This window comes from Desulfobulbus rhabdoformis, assembly GCF_016919065.1.
Classification (GTDB): Bacteria; Desulfobacterota; Desulfobulbia; order Desulfobulbales; family Desulfobulbaceae; genus Desulfobulbus; species Desulfobulbus rhabdoformis.
On the sequence record NZ_JAFFQA010000010.1, the window covers coordinates 87,839 to 109,685 of the forward strand.

16 protein-coding genes are annotated in these 21,847 nt (G+C 49.7%); 10 read left to right on the forward strand and 6 right to left on the reverse strand.

Translation table 11 applies throughout. The features are described from left to right. Nucleotides 1-12 precede the first annotated feature (12 nt). Both JWJ90_RS07395 and JWJ90_RS07400 read left to right on the forward strand, forming a co-directional pair. Complete coding sequence (locus JWJ90_RS07395; RefSeq protein WP_205226565.1) at nucleotides 13-912, forward strand: hypothetical protein; 900 nt, start codon at nucleotides 13-15, stop codon at nucleotides 910-912. A gap of 138 nt (nucleotides 913-1,050) precedes the next feature. Then, a complete protein-coding gene (locus JWJ90_RS07400) occupies nucleotides 1,051-1,452 on the forward strand; it encodes a NifB/NifX family molybdenum-iron cluster-binding protein (RefSeq protein ID WP_205226566.1) in 402 nt (133 codons plus the stop codon). Between the two features lie 157 nt (nucleotides 1,453-1,609). Here the strand turns inward: JWJ90_RS07400 and JWJ90_RS07405 are convergent, their stop codons facing one another. The 6 genes from JWJ90_RS07405 to nifV all read right to left on the reverse strand — a co-directional run bounded on the left by JWJ90_RS07405 (nucleotide 1,610) and on the right by nifV (nucleotide 8,219). Continuing rightward, nucleotides 1,610-2,638 carry an ABC transporter substrate-binding protein gene (locus tag JWJ90_RS07405; protein WP_205226567.1) on the reverse strand — a complete coding sequence of 343 codons (1,029 nt, stop codon included), beginning with the start codon at nucleotides 2,636-2,638 and terminating at the stop codon, nucleotides 1,610-1,612. Nucleotides 2,639-2,650: 12 nt separating this feature from the next. Next, a complete protein-coding gene (locus JWJ90_RS07410; RefSeq protein WP_240194807.1) occupies nucleotides 2,651-3,436 on the reverse strand; it encodes an ABC transporter ATP-binding protein in 786 nt (261 codons plus the stop codon). Then, nucleotides 3,433-4,434: a FecCD family ABC transporter permease gene (locus tag JWJ90_RS07415; RefSeq protein ID WP_240194808.1), complete on the reverse strand. Its 1,002-nt coding sequence runs from the start codon at nucleotides 4,432-4,434 to the stop codon at nucleotides 3,433-3,435. The genes JWJ90_RS07410 and JWJ90_RS07415 overlap by 4 nt, the downstream gene beginning before the upstream one ends. 417 nt (nucleotides 4,435-4,851) lie before the next feature. After that, nucleotides 4,852-6,423 carry a sigma 54-interacting transcriptional regulator gene (locus tag JWJ90_RS07420; RefSeq protein WP_420828898.1) on the reverse strand — a complete coding sequence of 524 codons (1,572 nt, stop codon included), beginning with the start codon at nucleotides 6,421-6,423 and terminating at the stop codon, nucleotides 4,852-4,854. Between the two features lie 186 nt (nucleotides 6,424-6,609). Beyond that, nucleotides 6,610-6,999: a P-II family nitrogen regulator gene (locus JWJ90_RS07425; RefSeq protein WP_205226571.1), complete on the reverse strand. Its 390-nt coding sequence runs from the start codon at nucleotides 6,997-6,999 to the stop codon at nucleotides 6,610-6,612. 26 nt (nucleotides 7,000-7,025) lie between these two features. Next, a complete protein-coding gene (gene nifV, locus JWJ90_RS07430) occupies nucleotides 7,026-8,219 on the reverse strand; it encodes a homocitrate synthase (RefSeq protein WP_205226572.1) in 1,194 nt (397 codons plus the stop codon). Nucleotides 8,220-8,866: 647 nt separating this feature from the next. On the opposite strand from nifV, the gene JWJ90_RS07435 reads away from it, so the two are divergent. The 8 genes from JWJ90_RS07435 to JWJ90_RS07470 all read left to right on the forward strand — a co-directional run bounded on the left by JWJ90_RS07435 (nucleotide 8,867) and on the right by JWJ90_RS07470 (nucleotide 21,674). Next, complete coding sequence (locus tag JWJ90_RS07435; RefSeq protein ID WP_205226573.1) at nucleotides 8,867-10,759, forward strand: diguanylate cyclase; 1,893 nt, start codon at nucleotides 8,867-8,869, stop codon at nucleotides 10,757-10,759. 45 nt (nucleotides 10,760-10,804) lie between these two features. Then, nucleotides 10,805-11,329, forward strand: a complete 525-nt coding sequence (locus JWJ90_RS07440; RefSeq protein WP_205226574.1) for a chemotaxis protein CheW — start codon at nucleotides 10,805-10,807, stop codon at nucleotides 11,327-11,329. Between the two features lie 317 nt (nucleotides 11,330-11,646). After that, a complete protein-coding gene (locus tag JWJ90_RS07445) occupies nucleotides 11,647-13,095 on the forward strand; it encodes a CheR family methyltransferase (protein ID WP_205226575.1) in 1,449 nt (482 codons plus the stop codon). Continuing rightward, nucleotides 13,092-13,634: a chemotaxis protein CheW gene (locus JWJ90_RS07450; protein WP_205226576.1), complete on the forward strand. Its 543-nt coding sequence runs from the start codon at nucleotides 13,092-13,094 to the stop codon at nucleotides 13,632-13,634. Before JWJ90_RS07445 ends, JWJ90_RS07450 begins: the two co-directional genes overlap by 4 nt. A gap of 61 nt (nucleotides 13,635-13,695) precedes the next feature. Beyond that, the gene (locus JWJ90_RS07455; RefSeq protein WP_205226577.1) at nucleotides 13,696-15,576 is read left to right on the forward strand and encodes a methyl-accepting chemotaxis protein; all 1,881 of its coding nucleotides are present in this window, start codon (nucleotides 13,696-13,698) and stop codon (nucleotides 15,574-15,576) included. A 168-nt stretch (nucleotides 15,577-15,744) separates the two neighbouring features. Further along, a complete protein-coding gene (locus tag JWJ90_RS07460) occupies nucleotides 15,745-17,907 on the forward strand; it encodes a hybrid sensor histidine kinase/response regulator (RefSeq protein ID WP_205226578.1) in 2,163 nt (720 codons plus the stop codon). 9 nt (nucleotides 17,908-17,916) lie between these two features. Beyond that, nucleotides 17,917-18,984 carry a chemotaxis protein CheB gene (locus tag JWJ90_RS07465; protein ID WP_205226579.1) on the forward strand — a complete coding sequence of 356 codons (1,068 nt, stop codon included), beginning with the start codon at nucleotides 17,917-17,919 and terminating at the stop codon, nucleotides 18,982-18,984. Further along, nucleotides 18,981-21,674 carry a response regulator gene (locus JWJ90_RS07470; RefSeq protein ID WP_205226580.1) on the forward strand — a complete coding sequence of 898 codons (2,694 nt, stop codon included), beginning with the start codon at nucleotides 18,981-18,983 and terminating at the stop codon, nucleotides 21,672-21,674. Before JWJ90_RS07465 ends, JWJ90_RS07470 begins: the two co-directional genes overlap by 4 nt. Nucleotides 21,675-21,847 lie beyond the last annotated feature (173 nt).

Below are 21,847 nucleotides of genomic sequence, written 5' to 3' on the forward strand. Positions count from 1 at the left end.
TGGAGTGATGTTATGAATGGTTTTGCCGAAGCCGGGGCAGAGCGCTTGACTCGGAACACCCAGGGACGAAGGCTGCCGGAGTACCGGGAACTCGAGATGTACACCAACTCCTCCGTCATACAACTCTGCGATCCGGAATGCGCAGAGGAAAACAACGGCTGGAACATTCCCCAAGTCATGGATGCCCTTGAGGCCTTTTCCTTTCTCGATGGGTACTGGGAGAGCGTGAAACCACAGTTTGCCGGGCTCCCCCCGGAGCAGCGCTTTATTCGGCTCGAACCGAGAACCCAGACAGAACGGATCATGGGGCAGATCTACCGTATTCTCAAAATTATCCGCCAGGGGATTGCTGCCCCGGATGTCCGCATCCAAACAGGCAGGGGCCTGTTCAAGATGAATTATGTAGCACCACCCTACGCCTTTGCCCTGCATATCAGTTTTGGAGGGCTCGAGATTTTGACCGCAAGCATTGTGGTCTATCTCAATTCGTTTCGTCAGTGGTTTCCTGAGGCCTATCTGGAGGCGATGCTTGGCCAGTATTACGAGGATGCGGCAAATGAGATCAAGTATTTAAGTGACGAAATCGGATCGGTGCAACAGTTTCGCAAAAAGATGTTTTTCAATAGGCACCATCGCCTGCGCTGCGGTTCGGCGCGCTACAGCCTGACCTCCGACAGCCTGGTGATTGATGTTGGCCCACGCTATGCCAACAGTTTCCTTTATCCGATCGACTTTTTTCTTCAGGTCGACGGTATCTTTCATATCATCCCTGCTGAAGCTCTGGAAGAAGGGAAATTGCCCAGGGAACAGCTCGCCGATTGGCAGGTCCGTATCCCTATTCCGGAGGCTGGAGCACCTGAATACACCCTGCGGGCAGAGGCCATCATTCCGGCTGTCGGCCCTATGTACTGACAAGGAGTCATAACTACTAGACGAAGAGTGATAGATAGCGATGGACCGGTCATGTCTTGGGCAAGCCTTCACTTCCTCTGAATGTTAAGCCATCCGGCATACGGATGAAATCATGCAGTGTATCAAGGAGAAAAATCTATGAGTAAGAAAATGCTTCGTGCCGCCTTTGCCTCCGATGACAGGCAAACAGTGAATGCCGAATTCATCAACGCGAAACATCTGGTGATCTATGAGGTCGATACAAACGGCTGCACCCATACAACGACATATGATTTTCCCGACGGGACGGGCGGTGGTATGAACAATCCCCGCCTTGCCGCTCTACAAGGTTGCGGCCTAATTTTTGTGGCCAAACCGGTTATAGGCGAAGAGGCCCTGGCTTTGATCCGGTCCCATGTTTTTGTTAGCAAAATAGAAGGAAACCAGCGGATTGCTGATCTTCTGGATAAGCTGCTGTTCACCCTACGCGATAATCCTCCGCCCTGGATGCGCAAGACCTGGGAGAGGGAGACAAGAGGCGGGGCCATGTCGTTTGCTTAAGCAAGTGCCAGACAAGAGCACTACAACTTTGCTCATCAAAAAGGATACGTTTTTCTGCGAATAAACAACCTCACGGATTCAGAATATTGATGCGCAGGCATGCCGACATGCCTGCGCATCAGCAGTCTCTCATGTTAAACGCAATATGTTTTGGGAATCAAAGGGGAGGGTGGAGGATCTGGTCGATCTCTTTTTGAGAAAGGGTATAACCATAGAAGCGGGCGTAAAATTGTTGGACCTCTTGCTTCATATCGAGATCCCTGAACAGGCGCGGGTGAATATGTTTTGTCAGCCAGGGCACCTGGAGGACACCCTCGCCGCTCCGCACCGACCAGAGGTAGACGCCACGCGGCGACTGATACACCCGCCCATGGATCACTGCCTGGATGTCCTTCCATTTCTCCGAATGAGTGATCAGATGCGTTGCATTGGATGTATTGGTGATTATGACATCAGGATCCCAGAGGATAATACTTTCCATAGTAACCTTTCGCTGCCCTCTTATTCCCTGTTCGGCGGCTATATTTATACCGCCGGCTGCTGTTACCCATGCATTGCCAATGGTCTGCAATCCCTCGGTATTTAAACCGTCTTCTCCCCCGGCATAATAGATCTTAGGGCGTTTTTGACGGGGAATATCCGAGGTCCTTTCCCGAATTTTTTTGATCATTGCATCGTAATAGGTGCAGAATGCAGAGGCTTTGCTTTGATATTTCTCACCAAGCACCGTACCGATTAGCCGAAGGGTATTTTTGATGTCCTCAAAATTTTGCAGGCGGACAGCCAGGCAGGCAATTCCCAGGGATGCGACCTGCTCATGCTTTCCCATGACCACATCAGGCCGGGTTCGGATTAACGATTCCAGCTGTATCTCCGACTTCCCCCCGGGAGCGCCGAAAATAATCGGAACTTTTCGGATTGCCGGGTAAATTTTGAGCAGCATCGGATTGGTTGCCACGAATTTTCCAGTGGCAACCAATCGCTCACCAGCGCCAAGCATCAGGACCATCTGCGCCAAGGCACCGTTGGCACAGAGCCGCCTGACCTCTTGGGGAATTTTGACCCGATTGCCATCACCATCGATAACTATACGGTCATCCGTACGAGCGGAAGAAAGGCAGTTTCCGGGAAAGATAAAGGTCCAGACGAGGAGTGCAATAAAGAGGGGAGAGCAAAATCGTATCATGTTCTATCACCATCAATGTTCAAGCAGTGGAATGCAGGAACGAATCCTGGTTCCATTATCCAGAGAGGATTCGTTGATTTTGACCTGGACGCCATAGGCGCCCATGAGATTGTCTTCCGTCACAATCTCTTCGGCATTGCCGATGCGCAGTTGATTCTTCCTGCAGATCAGGACCACCCGTGCCGAGCAGAGAAAACCGTGGTCGGGTGCATGGGTTGTCATGATGATGCTCAGGCCCGTTGCCGCTAAGGCATTGATCTGCGAAAGTACCCGCACCTGGTTGCCGAAATCGAGACTCGAGGTGGGCTCATCCATGAGGAGAATACGGGGTCTTTGAGAAATGGCCCTGGCTATGAAAACCATCTGCCGTTCTCCGCCGGAAAGTTCGGTGTAAATCCTTTTTTTGAGATGGAGGATGCCGAGTTTTTCCAATGCTTCTTCGGCTTCCCTGTAATCTATGGCGGAGGGGGTGGAAAAATTACCTATATGGGCCGCCCGTCCCATGAGAACAACATCCATCACGGTAAAAGGAAAAGGCGAGACGTGTGCCTGGGGAATGTAGCCGACTTGGCGGGCCAGTTTCTTTTTCGACCACGAGTTGATGTTTTTTCCCTGGATCGTCACCTCGCCTGCAATCGGCTCAAGAAATCCCAGGATGGTTTTCAAAAAGGTGGTCTTTCCGACCCCGTTGGGCCCGAGCAGGCAGAGAATTTCCCCGGAACCTATTTCCAGAGAAAGGTTTTTGAGTGCTGCCTTTTTGTTGTATCCGCAACTGAGGTTATGTATGCCCAGATTCATAGCCACCCCTTTTTCCCTTTAACCAGCATATAAAGAAAAAATGGCGCCCCAATAATGGAAGTGATGATGCCAAGCGGAATTTCTACGGAAAAGAGGCAGCGGGCGGTATCGTCGACAAGAACGAGGAAAATGGCGCCAACCAGGATGGATACCGGGAGTAATTTGTGAAAATCGGGCCCGACAAGGAGGCGGGAGATGTGTGGGATGATCAGGCCAACCCAACCGACGAGCCCACATATGCTCACACAGGAAGCGGTGAGTAGGGTCGAGCATCCTATGACCAAAAACCGTAACCGTAGGACATCGATCCCAAGAGACTGGGCCTCATCGTCTCCCAGGGAGAGAATGTTCAGCCGCCATCGGATCAGGAGCAGTGGAAGGGCTCCTACAGAGACAGTGAGTAAGAGAAAGAGGGCATCGCTGGTGCCGACGCTGGCAAGCCCCCCCATCAGCCAGAAGGTGATTTCCGGGAGTTTGCTTTCCGGGTCGGCAACGTATTTGATGATGGAGATGAGAGCTGAAAAAAGGCTGGTAACGATCATACCGGTGAGAATCATCGCTATGGTTGAACTGCTTTTCCTGGCAATGATTTTGCTGACAAGCAGGGTGAGGGAAACTGCAAGTAGACTTAAGGAAAATGCCGAAATCTGGACAAAAAACATATTAAAGGAAAGGAGGAGTGCTATTGCCGCTCCGAATCCAGCCCCGGCAGAGGCCCCGAGGATATCCGGGGAAACCATGGGGTTTTTAAATATCCCCTGATACGAAGCCCCGGATAAGGCCATGGCACCGCCGATGATGGACGCAACCGCAAGGCGGGGCAGACGGATCTTAAAAAGCACCGTGTCGATGGCATGGACCATCTGTTCGCTGTGCCCTGTCAGCTTAAGTATCAATGAGTGGCATAGGGTGGATAAGGAAATACCAAACTGACCAAAGCTGCATGAAACGACGAACACTGTGATAAAGAGAATCGTCAGTGATGTCATCATGCTCATCGGAGTTGAACATTTCTCCTGGAGTCCGGAAAGACTTTCCCTGCTTGCTACGAATTCATAATCTCCCATTTTGCACCTTCCCTGAGTTATTTGTGTGGCAATTGAATCGCAATTAAAGTGCCATTATGGGGATTATGATTTTCTTGAGTGCATGTGCTGTTTTAGACGATATTCTAGATGGATATGATGGTTCTCTGGGAAATATATCACCTCGGTCTTCCGAAATTCGTACCAATGTGGACAGTTGCTGGAAAGAAGCGTACCTTCAGGTGCCGAAAAGAACAGGGGGTAATCTGTTCAGGTTTTCCTTATAAGAAGGGGAGCTGTAGGCTACACAGTGGCAAGAGGTAAAACAGTTCTCCGTAGCGTTTGGGAAAAAACAGCTGGTGGAAGCAGCAAGAGCGAGGTACTGACGCCTCATTTGATGTCGAGGGTGCGCAGGGGGGAAGATGTTATGGCCGTATCTTTTCGGAAGTCCTTGTAGTTCAGGTCGAATTTTTTCATCCGTAAGCCAAGCATCCGACGGGTCAGTCCCAACTCCTTGGCTGCCTTGGTGGTGTTGCCTTTGCACTGGGTCAATGTCTCGATCAACATCTCGTATTCAATGGCCGCAAGGCGGGCCTCCAGGCCATTGCGGATAGTGGTATTGGCGACAACCGGAGATTGCAGGGCCAGCGGCAGATCATAGCCGTGGATCGTGTCGTCCTCGGTGAGGATGACGGCTCGCTGAATAATATTTTCCAGTTCGCGGACATTACCGGGCCAGGAATAGTTCATGAGCATATTCAGTGCCGGGGTTGCGATACTGGTGATCTTTTTTTCTGTTTCTGAGGCAAATTTTTCAACAAAATGTTCGGCCAGGGTGAGGATATCGCTGCCACGTTCACGCAGGGGCGGTACCATGATTGGAAACACGTTCAAGCGGTAATAGAGATCCTGACGAAAGACGCCCTTGTCCGCCATCTCAAGCAGGTCCTTGTTGGTTGCAGCGATGATGCGGATATTCACAGTCACCGTACGGTTGCTGCCCACCCGTTCGAAACTCCGTTCCTGGAGGACCCGCAGGAGTTTTGCCTGCATGGCCAGGGAGAGTTCCCCTACCTCGTCAAGAAAGATGGTGCCGCCGTCCGCCTCTTCAAAGCGACCACGCCGCAGCTGGGTTGCTCCGGTGAAGGATCCCTTTTCATGCCCAAACAGCTCACTTTCGACGATGCTTTCCGGTAGAGCTGCACAGTTGAATTTAATAAAGGGGCCGTCAGGAGCCATGCCGCCATAGTGAATGGCGTTGGCGATCATTTCCTTGCCAACGCCACTTTCACCGAGCAACAGCACCGTGGTCTTGGTTTTGGCGACCTTATGGAGCATGGCATAGACATCCATCATCGGTTTGGAGCTACCGATGATATTGGAGGGTTTGTACCGTTCCTGTAATTCTGCCACCATCAGACTGGCCCGTTTTTTCCAGAAGGCCTTATCCACATTTTCAACCAGGTACAACTCGATTGCCTGGGCAAGCATGTGCGATGTAACCGTGAGGACATCCATATGCTTGCGTAACCGTTTTTCGCTGTCAAAGGGGCACTCCGCACTAATGGTGCCCATGACTTTGCTGCTTCGAAGAATGGGAACACAGACAAAGGACAACTGGTTATCCGAGGCCTGCGACACACTCTTGGTCCGGTTCAGAAAATCAGGTTCATCAGAAATACGCGGCACGATCATGGGTTTGGCGGATTCCACCACCTTGCCGGTAATACCTTCGCCCAAATGGTAGACCCCACGGGATTGTTCCTCCTGGGTCAGGCCGATACTCCGATGGATAAAAATACGACCCGACTCCCGGTGATGCAGGCTGATCATGGCTCGGACTACACCCATGTTTTCCCGCATGTATTTGAGTAGGCATTCCAAGGCGCGGGAGAGATTATTCTCCCCGGAGATCAGATACCCCATTTCCAAGAGCAACGGCACAACCCGCCCCCGGCACATCCCCGGACGGCACTCGAAACCAGGATGTGCTGTTTTATTCCCCTGGTGTTTCGGCACAGAGGAGAGGGGGCAATCCTCTGGGGCTGGGACCACCGATGCTGTGGTACTTGATGACGAGGGATTCACCGATGAAGTGGGGGCGTATTTGTACATGGCAACTGGAGAAAAATTGAGGGCGGATAGTGATCAACTGATGGCAGCATCTCCGGATTCTGCGGTACGTACTCGGAAGGAGTTGCCCATGGGCAGGATAAATATTTTTCCGTCACCGGGATTTCCTGTTTGATTGATGGAGATAATCGTGGCAACCACCTTATCTGCAATCTCATCGGCAACGACCACACTCAGCATTCGTTTGGAGAACAACCTGCCTTGTTCAAGAGCGGCCTCGGTTTCTCGTACAGTGGCCTCCAGCGGTCCCTCTTCGTTTGTTGCCTGAGGAGGTTCTGGAACGGGCAAACCTTTCCCGCGGCCTAATACCTGCGTGGCGAAAAAGGCTGGAACTCCAAGATCCAGCAGGGCCTCTTTGGTTTTATTCATCATGTTGGTGCGCACCATGGCAATGATTTCTTTCATGATAACATCCTCTTGAGGGTTGGTGTTTATTGTTCTGTCAACTCGTATGACGTATCAACCAGGAGACATGCCATCTGTGTTTCCAGGTTAAAGGTTTCTTCAAGAAAACGGACAAGATCATCGGCGGTGGGGTGGCGTTTTGTTCGTGCCGCATGCCTTCGAACCTTGTCGAGTATGCATTCGACCTGTCGTTTATCAAGGGTGACTCCGAGCTTTTGGTAAGCCCAGCGGATAGCAGTCGTGCCGGAATGCTTACCAAGGACTAACTGATGACATCTTCCCAACTCTTTGGGATCAATGTTCTGATAGTTGGACCGGTCCCGCAGCAGTCCACTGACGTGAATTCCTGATTCATGGGTGAAGATAGCCTCTCCGACAATGGATTTATTGACTGGAATAGTTCTTCCGGAGGCTATGGCCACCAGATGGGCCACTTGAAAGAGGTGGTGGGGGGCTACCCCGGTCCGGGTGTCGTGGAGGTGCTGCAGGGCCATGACCACTTCTTCCAAGGGTGCGTTCCCGGCCCGCTCGCCCAAGCCGTTGACCGTGGTGTTGGCATGGGTCGCCCCACCTCTGATCGCGGCCAGTGTGTTCGCTGTGGCCAGGCCGAGATCGTTATGCGCATGGATTTCCAATTCCAATGAGGTGGAGCTGCGCAGTTTTTGAAAGATGTTGCAGGTGGCGAAGGGCTCGAGTTGGCCCATAGTGTCGGCAAAGCGAAACCGTTTAGCTCCTGCGCGTTCGGCGGTTTCGATCACGCGCAGCAAAAAGTCGAGATCTGCCCTGGAACTGTCCTCTCCGCCGATGCAGACCTCAAACCCCATATCCAGAGCAGTGGCTGTCAGGGAGGATATGCGTGACAGGACCCATTTTCTATCACGACAGAGCTTGCCACTGATCTGTTGATCGGAAACAGATATGGACAGGTTGATCGTGGAGACAGCGCACTGCTGCGCAGCTTTAAGATCTGCCTCATGCATGCGGCACCAGACTACAAGTCGGGCGGCGAGCCCTAGCCGGGCAATGGCCCGAATTTCCTCTTGCTCCTGCGCTCCCATGACAGGTATGCCGATTTCTAGCTCCGGTACACCGGCTGCGTCCAGGCTGCGGGCTATAGCCAACCGTTCATCCAGAGTGAATGCGACCCCGGCTGTCTGTTCGCCATCTCGAAGTGTGGTGTCGTGAATGATGGTTCCAGCTGGAAACTGTGATGCGTACATAGGCAACTCCCAAAAAAATATCTCTGCACAGTTTAAAGCAAATCAAGTGCCAACTGTTTTATGTTCTTTTTCCGGGGCGTTAGATGAAATTGAAACCTAAACGAAGGAAGATAACCAGGCAGGAATACGCTATATTTGGAAAAAAATAACCAGGCGTGTTTTTTCGTGATAGAGTGATGTGATGATGGGGCGTGCAATTACGCACAGCAAAAGTGTTCCCTTTGGTACACTCTTAAAGAAGATGTACAGAATTGTGCAATGTGAGAGTCGAGCAGAACAAAAGATAAGAATAAAATTACTGAGAATGCGATGTGATTCCTGTGTGATTGATTGTAGGATTGGCTTTGTTTTTTCGAGTTACCGGATAAAATATTTTCACCGGCGATTGGAAGTATGATAGCATTATCAGTAATTCCAGCAGGTCCAACTCTCCTAGAGGTATACAGGTCATCCGCCGGTCTGAGCTATGGATCGATGGTGTTTTCCAGAGAAAGAAATCGGTTTGCTGTTCAATAATTCACGTTGAGGATTTTTTGCATGGTGAGTGGAACTCTCAGATCGTCAGGATACAGCATCGGTTTCGGGCATAGACTCTCTCAGGTCCAGCGTTGAAGCAGCCAAACTCTCTTTTCTTCAGATACAGGTGGATGTCGTTTTCTACCCTGTTGCTCACGTTCATTTTTCTGTTCACGGCTGTTTCCGCCTCTGCAGCTACCGTGCCCCAGACCTCTGATCTGAAGCTCACGGAACAAGAAAAATCCTTTCTCGCGGCCCATCCTGTCATTCGGGTTGGAGGCCCTAAAGCCTTTCCCCCCTTTTATTACTATGATGAACAGGGGAGGCCCCAGGGGATTGGGGCTTCATACGTTGAGATCCTCACCCAAAAATTGGGGGTGAAGGTAAAACACCGTCCCGCAGCCCCTTGGCCGGAGGTGCTCAATGGGGTCCGGGGCAGACAACTGGACCTTGTTGGTTGTATTGCCAAATCAACGGATCGTGAGGCCTTTGCCGAGTTTTCTGCCGCCTATCTCACCATGCCGATCGTTATTGTTACCCGGACCGATGCTCCCTTTATCAGCGGTTTGAATGCACTGCAAGGCTGGAAGATGGCTATTATCAGGCAGGTGGCAACCTCCTCCTGGCTCGAAAAGGAAAAAATCAAGGTGGATCCTGTTTGGAGGGATACACCGCTAGAAGCCTTGAAAGCGGTCTCGTTGGGCCAGGCCGATGCTTGTATAGACAACCTGGCATCAGCCAGTTATCTCATCAAAAAATATGGTCTTTTGAACCTGAAGATAGCGGCTCCGACCTCCTGGGGTGAATACCAACTTTCTTTTGCTGCCCGCAAAGATTGGCCCCTGCTTATCAGCAGCATGAATAAGGCGTTGGCCACGTTAACACCTGAGCAGCATAATGATCTGCTCAACCGTTTCATGGCGGTGCGTTTTGAGCACGGTGTCCGCAGGGAAGATATTTTTCACTGGGTGCTCCTTAGCGGGGTTCCATTGGCTCTGCTTACTTTAGCCGCCCTGTATCACAACAGACGTCTTAGAAGGGAGGTGAACGAACGAGTCAGAGCCCAAAAGGAAACGAACCAGACCAACGGTTCTCTCAAAGCTACCATGGCCGATTTGAAACGCGTTGAGGAGGCACTTCGCAGAAGTGAATCAAAATTTCGCTCCCTGTTCGAATCGTCAAGAGACGCTGTTATGCTTTTGGACGAGGATCGCTTTGTGGACTGCAATCAGGCAACCTTGGAAATGTTTGGCTGTACGCATGCCGAGGAATTTATCGGCAAGGGGATGGAGGATTTTTCGCCTGATATACAGCCTACAGGCGAGAGTTCCGTGTCTGCTATTCAGAAAAACGTTGCAACTGCGATGGCTGAAGGAAGCGTGTTTTTTGAATGGATGTACAAAAAAGCAGATGGTGCGGAATTTCCTGCTGAGGTCAGGTTTGGCGATGTTGAGGTTGATGGGCATACTCTGCTGCAGGCTCTGGTACGGGACATCAGTGAGCGGAAATGCATGGAAAAAAAGCTGAAACTGCTTGCCTTGACCGATCCGCTCACTGGTGTTGATAATCGACGGAGTTTCCTGGAGAAGGGAAAGCGGGAACTGGTCCGTTCTCTTCGTTATCAGCATTCTCTGGCTTTTTTAATGCTTGATGTGGATCATTTTAAAGCAATTAACGACACCTACGGTCATCAGGCAGGGGATCTGGTCTTGCAAGAACTGACAAGCCATAGCCAACAAGTGTTACGGCACAATGACATGTTCGGTCGTCTGGGCGGCGAAGAATTTGCCCTCCTTCTTCCGGAGACCGATCTCTGTAAGGCAAAGGAAGTGGGAGAGCGTATACGGTGTGCACTCGAGAACCTGGCGGTAGAATATGAAGGCCAGACAATACGTTTTACAGTGAGTCTTGGCCTCTCTGTTTTGAAAGGCAACAGTGACACCATGATAAAGGTCATGAGTCGGGCTGACTCTGCCTTGTACCAAGCCAAGGCAGAAGGACGAAATCGACTTGTTGCAGGGTGACAGCATATTTGCTGCAAAGAAGTAAACCCCCCGTGGCGGGGGAGGTTGGGCTTACTGATTTTCAACTTGGGCTACACCCTAAAGATTGGTCTCTGGACAGGGGAGCAGGTTGTGGAAGTCAATGCAAAAGTTCTCACCTTTCAGCTTGATGAACGCTTATACGCGGTACCGGTCGCCGAGCTGCTAGAGGTTGTTCGGCCGGTCACGCTCTACCCGGTCAATAAAGCAGAACCGTATGTGCTCGGGATGATCAACTACCATGGTGTTTCCACGCCAGTGCTGGATGTTAAGCGCTTATTGGCGTTAGATGAAACAGCGCGAGTAGAACCACAGGCCTGGCTTGCCGTGCGGGCGGAAAACATGCTGGTTTGCCTGTGTGTTGATCAACTCAGTCAGTTATACCGCATTGCACCGGAAAATTTAGATGCGGTCCCGGTACTGATTAGAAATGAGAATACGGACTATATTAAACAGTATCTGCGATTAGGGCAGGAGGTGGTTCCACTCATTGACTTGCAGGAACTCCTTGTCCATAAAATGACGGAGATTGAAACATTGATGGCCTCGTGAAAGATTCATAACTTTCACCTGGATCAGTGAGCATTCATTGGTGTGTCAGCTTCGCTGTTTGTGACATGTCGATTAAAGTAAACTTTATCGGCTTGTTACGAACAGTGAAGGTGGCATACTAATGGATGCCCCAAAGGGCGGCGGGTGAAACTGAATTGCAAATAAATTAGTTTGAAAATTTCTGCATTATCAACTGAATATGTTATTCAGAGACCATCCGCCGTCACGGATTCAGGTTTCAAGCCAGACGATGGATCAACAGTTTGCCCTGAAATCTTAGGATGTCGTTCAGCGTTGTACAGGAACGGCAGATATTGATGTCGATCTTTGCCATCGTTGCCAAATGGATCCTGCCTATGAATGATATCATTGCATTGATAGAGAAAGAGACCGGGCTCGCCATTGATCGCAAATGGAGGCGGAGGATTCTTACTCTCCTGAGAGAGAAAGCGGCTGAAAAGAAATTCGTCTCCATCCCTTCCTACGCTGACTTTCTCCATTCTTCGCAAGGACACAACGCCTTGCTGGCATTGATCGACAGTATAACTGTCGGCGAAACCTATTTTTTCCGAAACCAGAAAAGCTGGAAAGCCTTTGACGAACATATTCTGCCAAGAGTCTTTGCACAGGCACAAGGTAATGGCAGAAACATTAAGATCTGGTCCGCAGGCTGCTCCACAGGCGAAGAGGCCTATTCCATAGCCATCTCCCTCTCGAAGCATGATCTTCCTCTCATGGAACAGGGCGTCAGCATATTAGCAACAGACATTAATTGCCGCTCACTTGCAAAAGCCGAGGCTGGGCTCTACCGGGATCATTCTTTCAGGGGGGGAGACCCTGCAGTCAGAGAAAAGTTTTTTACTCGGGAAAACGACCAGTACAGGATTCAAAACAATATCAGAAAGCTTGTTTCCTTCAATCGGTTGAATCTGAATTGTTCGAGTGATTTCCCCCAAGAATATCACGATGTCGATGTGATCTTCTGTAGAAACGTCTTGATGTATTTCGGTACAGAAACCTGCAGGAATATTGTACAAAAAATCAGCGCCTGTCTTGCCCAAGACGGGTATCTCGTTCTGGGGCATGTTGAAGGGGCGATGGCTTCGAGGGATGTTTTTACACCTGTCAAATGCCATGGGACATTCGTCTACCAAAAAAGAACAAAGCCCCGGGAAAAACCGGTTCAGTGCATCAAAAAGGACCGCAAGCCCGTTTTTCAGAAAGAACGTGTCTGCATACCCGCCCAACCTTGCATTCACCAGGAACAAACCTCACAAAAAAGCCCCTACCACAAAGCGTTTCAGTGTTATCTCAAAGAAGAGTACCAGACTGCCTTGGATTATTTTGATGCCTGTCTCTCTCTGGAAAAGAGAGGAAGCAAGGAGTTGATCCTTCAGGCGTTGATTCAGTTGCATCTTGGTCAGTATGCAGCTGTTGAGACCTGTCTTGCTGTTGTCAGCGCTCGAACCGTCTTGACGCCAGAGGTGTACATGGTCAAGGCGTTGTATCAAGAGGCGTTGAAGGATCTGATCAGTGCCGTCAAAGAAGGCAGGGCGGCAGCCTTTGCGGACCGAAATTTTTTCGCTCCCCAGTTTTATCTAGCTCTTTTTTCGGACAGACTGGGCAAGAGGGTACAAGCTAAAAAATATTACGCTAACTCTTTGCGGAATATGGAAAAGGACACGGATGAACGGATACGGTTGTTTGTAGGTGCTGTTTCCAATGAGTTATTACGGAGTATCTGTGAACGGAGGGTGCAGTCTTGAAGGAGAAAGAGGCAATCTTACGGTTGCGAAAACGACTCAAGGAGCTGAAAGATTCCTATGATCTCTCTGTTGCCCAATCTTTTGAGACAGAAAAACAATCAGGGATCAAATTCTTGACCTTTGCCTTGGATAACGAGGTCTATGCCTGGCCTGTTTCCCATACAAGCGAAATTCTGGAATATCGGGGCATCACCCCCATTCCGGGTGATATGCCTTTACTGCATGGCATTGTCAACAACAAAAACCGGATCGTCTGTGTTGTGAACTTGCATCGTCTGTTCCAGCTTACGCAGCCACAGTGTTCGACAACCAGCCGGCTTATCTTCACAAAAAATCTCGGAGAGGAGCAGGCGTTTTTGGTGGACCGTCTTATGGGAGTCTACCTGATAAACACCGAACAATTTTCTTTTCATACACCAGTTCGCGAAAAGAATATCAGTAAATATATCAAAGGAGCGTTTTATCTTGAGGATACCCTTGTTTCAGTGCTTGTTCCAGAAGCCTTTCAAAGCGAGTCATCGATTTTGAACAAGGACTAATAACAGGGCATCCGTAAGATTTACCCAAACCAGACAAGGAAGTGACCAAGGAGGGCTGATCGTGCTGAAGAATATGAGATTCAAACAAAAATTGCTTATTTCCTTTCTTGCCGCCGGTATCATCCCCGCGTTGCTTCTGGGCATCGTCACCATTCGGGTAGCCGGGAATTTTATGGAGCGTATTGAGTTGGAGGAACTCAGTGCGATAAGTCAGAATAAAAAGCTGCGGATAGAGCAGCATTTTCACGACAGACTGGTCTATGTACAGACGGTCGCCGATACTGATGACATCAAAAATTTTGTCACAGCTTTGATTGACTATCACGATCGGATCAATGTTCTTGCCGATGGGCCTTTTGATGTTTCTTCAGCTGAGTATAAACAGATTGTCGCCAGTTCCAGTGAATTTCTTATGACCTTTTGGAAAAGGAGCGGCTTTCATAATATATTTTTGATCTGTGCCGGTCATGGCCACGTCATGGCAACCGCAGACCGGGAAAAAGACCTGGGAACCAATCTGCAGTATGGCAGGTACAAGGACAGCGGCCTTGCGGAACTCTGGAGAAAGACCGTGAATACGGGGAAGACCACAATGGTCGACTTCAGACCCTATGCCCCAAGTAATAACGAGCCTGCTGCTTTTATAGGCATTCCTGTCCAGGATCGCTCGGGAAAAATGGTCTCTGTTCTAGCCTGCCAGCTCTCGCTCGATCCTATCAACGCTATCATGCAGGAAAAAAACGGACTGGGTAATTCCGGTGCATCCTTTCTGGTTGGACCGGATAAGCTGATGCGTTCCGACCTCAAATTAGATTCCCTCCATCATTCCATCAAAGCCTCCTTCGCAGACCCTGGGCTTGGCAGGATGGAGACCTCTGCCACCAACGATGCCCTGGCTGGAAAAACAGGGAAGGGGACTACCATCGACTTTCGTGGGATCAAGGTTGTTAGCGCCTATACCCCAGTTGATATATTGGGGTTGCAATGGGGCCTGGTTGCGCAGATCGATGCAAGTGAAGCTTTTGCTTCTGTCACTCGTTTGATCTGGATCATCCTTTCGATTGCGGCCTGTTCTCTGCTAGCCGTTGCCGTCTGTTCCTTCTGGTTGACCAGGTTGATCTATCGTCCGCTGGCGCAGACAACCACGGAGTTGCGGACCGCGTCGGAAGAGTTGAAAACCGCAGCGCAACAACAGTTTACCAGCACCACGGAACAGGCAACGGCCACCACGGAAATTAATACCACCTTCACTGAGATGACCACCTCATCAAAAATGATTCTGGCAACAGCCAAGGAGGTGGTCGGAGCCGCGGAAACCACCAATACTGCCTCTTCCAATGGCAAAGAATCTCTTGAGCATGCCGTGCAGGGAATTGAAAAGATTGAAGGGCAGGTGGGGAAAATAGTCCAGAATATGCTGGAGCTTGGTGAAAAAACCAAACAGATGGATCTGGCGGTTGAAATGATTAACGAACTTTCCGGACAGACGACCATTCTTTCCTACAACGCAACCATTGAGGCTGAAGGTGCAGGTCAGGAAGGACGGCGTTTTTCAGCGTTGGCCGAATTGATCATGAAGTTGGCCAATAAAGCGGTTGAATCTTCAAAGGAGATAAAATCATTAATTGAAGGCGTTCAGAAAAGTGCCAATACCACCCTGCTGGCAACGGAAGAAGGAATGAAAGCTGTTGAGGAAGGCAAAAAACATGCTGTGGATTCAAACCGGCATTTCGATGACATACTCAACGCCTCAGAAGATACGCTGACCTCTGCCAAGGAGATTGAGATGATCATCTCACAGCAGAATACAGCGATCGAAGAAACATCCGTTGGAGTGGAGGATATCCATCAGGCCTCCGAAGAGGTGAAGGTGAGCTCAGAAGAGACCTTGAAAACAGCAGAACTCATTTTGGATATGTCGGACAAGCTCTCTCGTCTCTAACTCGTGTCCATCCAGAAATGGTCTTTTTACCCAATTTCTGCGTTTTGCTTAAAATTTTATCCTCGGAATATTAATCATATGCCTGCGGTAAAATTTTACGTACGCCTTGAACGTGAACAAAAATCCTCATTTCTGAACGAACACTAACGGATTGAATGGGGAATCGGTATGCATGACCCGTATCAATATTTTAAAATAGAGGCCGCGGAACTTGTTGAGGAGATGACAAAAGGACTTCTCCAACTGGAGAAGTCCGTCGATGATGTTGATCTCGTCAAAACGCTTTTCCGTTATGCTCACACCCTCAAGGGAGCGGCCAGTGTAGTCCGACTTGGTGTCATCAGTGATCTGGCACACAGGGTAGAGGACTGGCTGGCTGTTTTCAGGGATAAGGGGCTTCGGGCCGGTGGTGAGGACATTACCCTCCTGCTGGAAGCTGTGGATGTTATCAGCCTTCTGATCGATGCGGTCAGCGAAGGAAAGGCAGAAGACAGTATTGATGTGGGACCAATTCTTCAGAAGCTGGAAAAGGGGGAGCAGGCGGTTCGTGCCTTTGGAACCGATGCCCCGGAGTCACCACCCTTTACTCATGGTGGTGACTCGTTGGCTGACCAGGGAGACCAGCAGGCAATTGTCACACAGAATGGTGACAAAAGCCAAGCACAAGACGAAGGGGCCTCCCGGCATAGGGCACGTACTCAGCCCCAGGAAACAGGGGAGCGAAAAATTGCCGAGACTCTGCGGATCGATACGGATGATATGCAGTTAATGACTGATTTCGCAAATGAAATCGTCATTAATATTCTCCACCTTAAGCAACTGGCGTCATCGTTTCGTGAAGGGAAAAAATCAAGAGAGCAGGACCATGAGTCCTTGGATATTTTCTGTGATCAGCTGGAGCAGGCTCTGGAGCAGACCGGCCGGTTTTCTCAGGAAATGTCCGATCTGATAATGGATATGCGCCTGGTCTCTGTGGGGGAAGGGGCATTTTTTTTTGAAAAAACCGTCAGGGATCTCGCTCATTTTTTGGACAAAGACATTGAATTTATTCTTGAAGGAGAAGCAAATGAAGTGGATCGTTCTCTCTTGGCTGGAGTGAAAGAACCCGTCTATCATCTTTTGAGAAACAGTATCATTCATGGCGTTGAATCCGTTGACGAACGACTGGCGGCAGGAAAAAACAGACAGGCCCGCATACGTCTTGAGTTTGAAAAAAATGGTGAATGGCTTGAAATTACTTGCCAAGACGATGGCCGGGGCCTGGATGCGCAAAAAATAAAAGAGCACGCCATACAAAAAAACATGATGGACGAGGAGGCGGCGGAGGCTCTGTCGCATCAGGAAGTGCTGCACCTGATTTTTGAATCCGGTTTTTCGATGGCCGAGACGGTAACGGAACTGGCGGGACGGGGTGTGGGGCTTGATGTCGTGAATAACACAGTCAAACTGTTGGGGGGAACCATTAGTGTAGATTCCGCCAAGGGACAGTATACCCGTCTGCTCTTACGCTTGCCCTTGTCCGTGAATGTCGTTGATGCCTTTCTGGTTGAAGTGGGAGGACACAAACTCCTGCTTCCCATGCAGCATATTGTGGAAACACGTCTGGTTAAAGAAGCGCAGATCAAAACCGAGGCCGGTAGGGGAACGCTGCGGTTTTATGATCAAGCCGTCCTGCTGGTAAATCTGGAGGAGGCTATGAAGCTTGGTACACCTTCCCGTAACCCTGTTTTTCCTGTTCTTTTTATTCGATCCCACGAGGAAACACTTGCCTTGCAGGTGGATGCCATTCTGGGGAGAAGAAAAATTTTGTTGAAACCCCTGCCTGATCCCCTCCAGACGCTCGCCTTTATCAGTGGAGTGACAATTGCCGAAAACGGGATGCCTGCTTTTGTCGTCAGTGTTGCCGATATTTTTGCACGCTTGAAACATCGTGCGGTTCAATCGCTGTCGCAGGGCGAACCGAGCCTCCCAGCCAGTGTGCTGGTTATTGATGATTCCCTGACCACAAGGACCTTGATCAACGGTATTCTCCTGGATGAAGGCTATAGGGTCAGCCTGGCTCAATCGGCTGAGGATGCGGCAATCATGATCGAGGAACAGGATTTTGATCTGATTATTACCGATGTGGAAATGCCAGGTGAAGACGGATTCGCCTTAACCGAGCGAATCAGGAGTCATCCGAAACACAGCGAGACTCCGGTGATGATCATGTCGTCCCGAGGCAGTGATGCCGATATACGCCAGGGAATTTCTGTCGGTGCAAGTGCCTACATCGTAAAAGGTCAATTTGAGCAGAAAGTTTTCATAGAAACGCTGGAGAGCTTGATATAATGGGAGGAAATGGAGAAAAACAGGGATCCCATACGAGTGCTTATTGCTGACGATTCGCTCACGGTCAGAAATAAACTCGCAGACATCATAAATAGCCAACCCGATATGGCTGTCGCGGCGATAGCTGCCGACGGTAGGGAGGCGGTTCATCTGACTGGGCAGGAACGGCCGGACGTTATCCTGATGGACCTGGTGATGCCAAAGATGGACGGCTCTGCCGCCATAGAGCGGATTATGCTTAAGAACCCCACTCCCATTATCGTCTGCTCTTCGGCAGATAATAGAAAAGAGGCCTTCCAGAGCTGGAATTGTCTGAAGTCGGGAGCACTGTCGCAGATAGAAAAAAACCTGGCAGCTACAGAACCAAAGAAGTGGGAAAGGGATCTGGTAAGATCGATTAGAGCGGCTGCAAAGCTGAAACCCCATGCCAGGCGAGCAGGAAAAAAGGGGACAGAACCTGCCCCGGTGGCAGCTCTTAACAAACGATTGCGTGGTGCCCCTTATAATACGGTGGGGGTCGGCATGTCGACGGGCGGGCCAGGAATTATGGCCGCTATCTGTGCAGCTCTTCCTGCGGATTTTCCCTTGCCCATCCTCCTGGTGATCCACATGACCTCGTCTTTGGATGCCACCTTTCACGAATGGTTGCAAGGGTATGCCATGATGCAGGTCGCGCTTGCAGAAAACGGAACCAGGATCGGTACAGTGGGGGGGCGAATACTGGTGGCGCCACCGAAACGACACATGGTGATCCGAGAGGGAGTCATTTATCTTGTTGATACCCCACCGATTCACTATTGCAAACCTTCGGTTGACGCCCTCTTTTTTTCTTTGGCGCAGGATCCGTCTGTAAACCCCATCGGTGTTCTTCTCTCAGGTATGGGGCAGGACGGAGCACATGGACTGAAGTCCATCAGAGAATCAGGTGGTTACACCCTCTGCCAGGATGAGGCGACCAGTGTCGTTTTCGGGATGCCAAGAGCCGCTATTCGTCTGGACGCAGCCATTGAAGTCCTTCCTGCAAACACCATTTCGGGCAGACTGGTTGCCCTGACAGGAAAGGTGAATGGACGATGATGAAGGAAGACCGTTCCCAAAAAATTCTTGTAGTTGATGACAGCCTGACCATCAGGATGCAAATCAAAGACCTTCTGGAATCAAGTGGATTCGAGGTCATCCTTGCCGGTGGGGGAGAGCAGTGCCTCAACATTTTAGCTGAGACAAAGCCGGATGTGATTCTCCTTGATGTCATCATGCCGGATATTGATGGGATCACTGTTTTAAAAAAAATACGATCGAACCAACAAATCAGTGACATCCCCATCTTTATTCTGACCGGGGTCACGGATGTCGAGAATAAAGTCAGCGGATTGAATGCGGGGGCTGATGACTATCTGACCAAGCCTTTTGAGGTGGAAGAGTTGGTTGCCAGGGTCAATGTCATCCTGCGAAACAGAGAACTGCAGATGCATTTGGATAATGCATTGAAAATGGCTGAAAGTGCCAACAAGGCTAAAAGTGACTTTCTGGCCAACATGAGTCACGAAATCCGTACACCGATGAATGCCATCATCGGCATGACACATCTGCTGTTGAAAACCGGTCTGGATGAGAAACAGTTCGACTATGCCTCTAAAGTCAAGATTTCAGCAGAAAGTCTCCTGGGCATTATTAATGATATCTTAGATTTTTCTAAAATCGAGGCAGGTAAGCTCGACATCGAAACGGTCGATTTTAATCTGAACGAAATCCTCTCCAATCTTTCCAGTCTGATCGGCATGAAAACCCAGGAAAAGGATCTGGAACTGGTCTTTTCCCTCGATTCAAAGATTCACACCGATCTCATTGGTGATCCTTTACGGCTGGGACAGATTCTCTTAAACCTTGCCAACAATGCCGTCAAGTTCACCGATGAGGGAGAAATAATCGTTATTGTCGAGCTTCTTGAAGAAGCAGCCAGCGATGTCTTGCTGAGATTCTCCGTCAAAGATACAGGAATCGGACTTACCGACGAACAAAAGGAGAAGTTGTTTCAGTCCTTTCAGCAGGCTGATAGCTCCACCACCCGAAAATATGGGGGGACAGGTCTTGGGCTTGCTATCAGCAAACAACTCTCGGAAATGATGGGCGGAACCATTGGCGTTCAGAGCGAGTTAGGGGTTGGCAGCACCTTCTATTTCACAGCCCGTCTGGGAAAACAGCAGACAAAAATTAGAGAGAGAAACGTTATTCCCGATGCCATCAAACAGCTCAAGGTGCTGGTTGTGGATGACAACGATGTTTCCAGAAAGGTCTTGGAACATTATCTGGAAAGTTTCTTTTTTGCTGTAGAGTCAGCCGCATCCGGGCAGGAAGCCCTACGCGCCGTACAGCAACTCAAAAAAAACGGGCAGCGGGGGTTTGACCTGATTTTCATGGATTGGCAAATGCCTGTTATGGATGGCATCGAAACCTCCAGGAGAATTTTGGAAGATCCTGATCTTGTGCCGCACCCCAAAATCATTATGGCCACGGCTTATGGGCGTGAAGATGTGATGAAGCAGGCAGTTGACATCGGTTTAAGTGGTTTTTTGTTAAAACCGGTTACGGAATCAATGATTTATGATGTCGTGGTTGATGCTTTCAAGGCAACTGACACCTGTGAAGGGAAACCAGTTGATCGCCAACCAGAAAAAATGCCGGAAGGATTCGAGAGCATACGTGGAGCAAGGATTCTTCTGGTTGAAGATAACCAGATCAATCAGCAGTTGGCGAGTGAATTGCTTCAAGATGAGGGGTTTACTGTTGAGATTGCTGAAAACGGTAAGGTCGCCTTCGAGCGGATTGCCCAGAATACCCGTGAGGATTGTTTTGACATTGTCCTTATGGATCTCCAGATGCCAGTTATGGGCGGCATAGAATCCACCCAGAAGATCAGGCAGTGGGAACGGGAAAACCAGATGTGCCCTGTTCCTGTGGTAGCGATGACTGCTGATGCGATGACCGGGGTACGGCAGAGAGTGCATGAGGCCGGTATGAATGACTACATAAGTAAGCCCATCGAACCACAGGCCCTTTTTGCCACCTTGCTCAACTGGGTGATTCCGGGGCAGCGAAAGATTCTCCCGGATTGCTGGAAAAAGAGGCAAACAACTGAATCAGCCCAAAACGGTGACAAGCAATTACCTGATCTACCAGGGATTGACACCGTAACGGGCATGTCGCGGGTCAACAATAAAAAAAATCTTTACCTTGATATTCTTAAGAAATTTGTTGCCCAGTTCAAAAGATTTTCAGCAGAAATTCAAGAATATGTCGATGCGAGGGATTGGGAGAGCGCCTTTCGGCTGGCCCATACGTTAAAAGGAGTCGCCGGCAATATCGGGGCTGACGAACTCCAACAGGCGGTCAAGGCTGTTGAAGTGGCCTTAAAACACCAAAATCTGGTCCAGCTTCCCGCACACCTTGCCGCGGTCGCAGCTCCTCTGACCACCGTATTGACAGGCATTGAGGAGAGTATGGTGCTAACAACGGCAAATGAAGAAGAGATGGCGATTACCGGCCCCGTTGATGTGGAGTCTTTACTCGCCTTGCTGGAGATGCTGAGGAATAAGGTGGTGAGAAGTGCCCCTAAAGCCAGCAAGGAGTTGATGAAACAGGTTATGATGCAGCCCCTTCCAGAAGAGCTGTGGGAGCGTTTCAATCAACTCGCCTCAATGATTTCAAGCTATAAATTTAAGGAGGCGCTTACAACAATTGACGTTCTGATAGAGCAAATAGAGAAATGATAAACGCATCGTTTTTGACTTTCTTTTGAGAATGACAATTTTTGATTGCCTGCCTATTGTTGTCTCTGGTACTCTTGAGAAGTGTTTTACACCCCTCACTGATCTCAATATCCTGAATCGATGACAGCGGCTTTTTACTGAACAAAGTATCTTTTTAACTAAACGAAGATTGT

Coding starts and splice junctions, on each gene's coding strand:
- nifV (WP_205226572.1), bottom strand. CDS start 8,219: ATGTACGCATCACAGTTTCCAGCTGGAACCATCATTCACGACACCACA.
- JWJ90_RS07425 (WP_205226571.1), bottom strand. CDS start 6,999: ATGAAAGAAATCATTGCCATGGTGCGCACCAACATGATGAATAAAACC.
- JWJ90_RS07435 (WP_205226573.1), top strand. CDS start 8,867: ATGTCGTTTTCTACCCTGTTGCTCACGTTCATTTTTCTGTTCACGGCT.
- JWJ90_RS07420 (WP_420828898.1), bottom strand. CDS start 6,423: ATGTGCCGGGGGCGGGTTGTGCCGTTGCTCTTGGAAATGGGGTATCTG.
- JWJ90_RS07405 (WP_205226567.1), bottom strand. CDS start 2,638: ATGATACGATTTTGCTCTCCCCTCTTTATTGCACTCCTCGTCTGGACC.
- JWJ90_RS07415 (WP_240194808.1), bottom strand. CDS start 4,434: ATGAGCATGATGACATCACTGACGATTCTCTTTATCACAGTGTTCGTC.
- JWJ90_RS07470 (WP_205226580.1), top strand. CDS start 18,981: ATGATGAAGGAAGACCGTTCCCAAAAAATTCTTGTAGTTGATGACAGC.
- JWJ90_RS07410 (WP_240194807.1), bottom strand. CDS start 3,436: ATGAATCTGGGCATACATAACCTCAGTTGCGGATACAACAAAAAGGCA.
- JWJ90_RS07400 (WP_205226566.1), top strand. CDS start 1,051: ATGAGTAAGAAAATGCTTCGTGCCGCCTTTGCCTCCGATGACAGGCAA.
- JWJ90_RS07460 (WP_205226578.1), top strand. CDS start 15,745: ATGCATGACCCGTATCAATATTTTAAAATAGAGGCCGCGGAACTTGTT.
- JWJ90_RS07465 (WP_205226579.1), top strand. CDS start 17,917: ATGGAGAAAAACAGGGATCCCATACGAGTGCTTATTGCTGACGATTCG.
- JWJ90_RS07395 (WP_205226565.1), top strand. CDS start 13: ATGAATGGTTTTGCCGAAGCCGGGGCAGAGCGCTTGACTCGGAACACC.
- JWJ90_RS07445 (WP_205226575.1), top strand. CDS start 11,647: ATGTCGATCTTTGCCATCGTTGCCAAATGGATCCTGCCTATGAATGAT.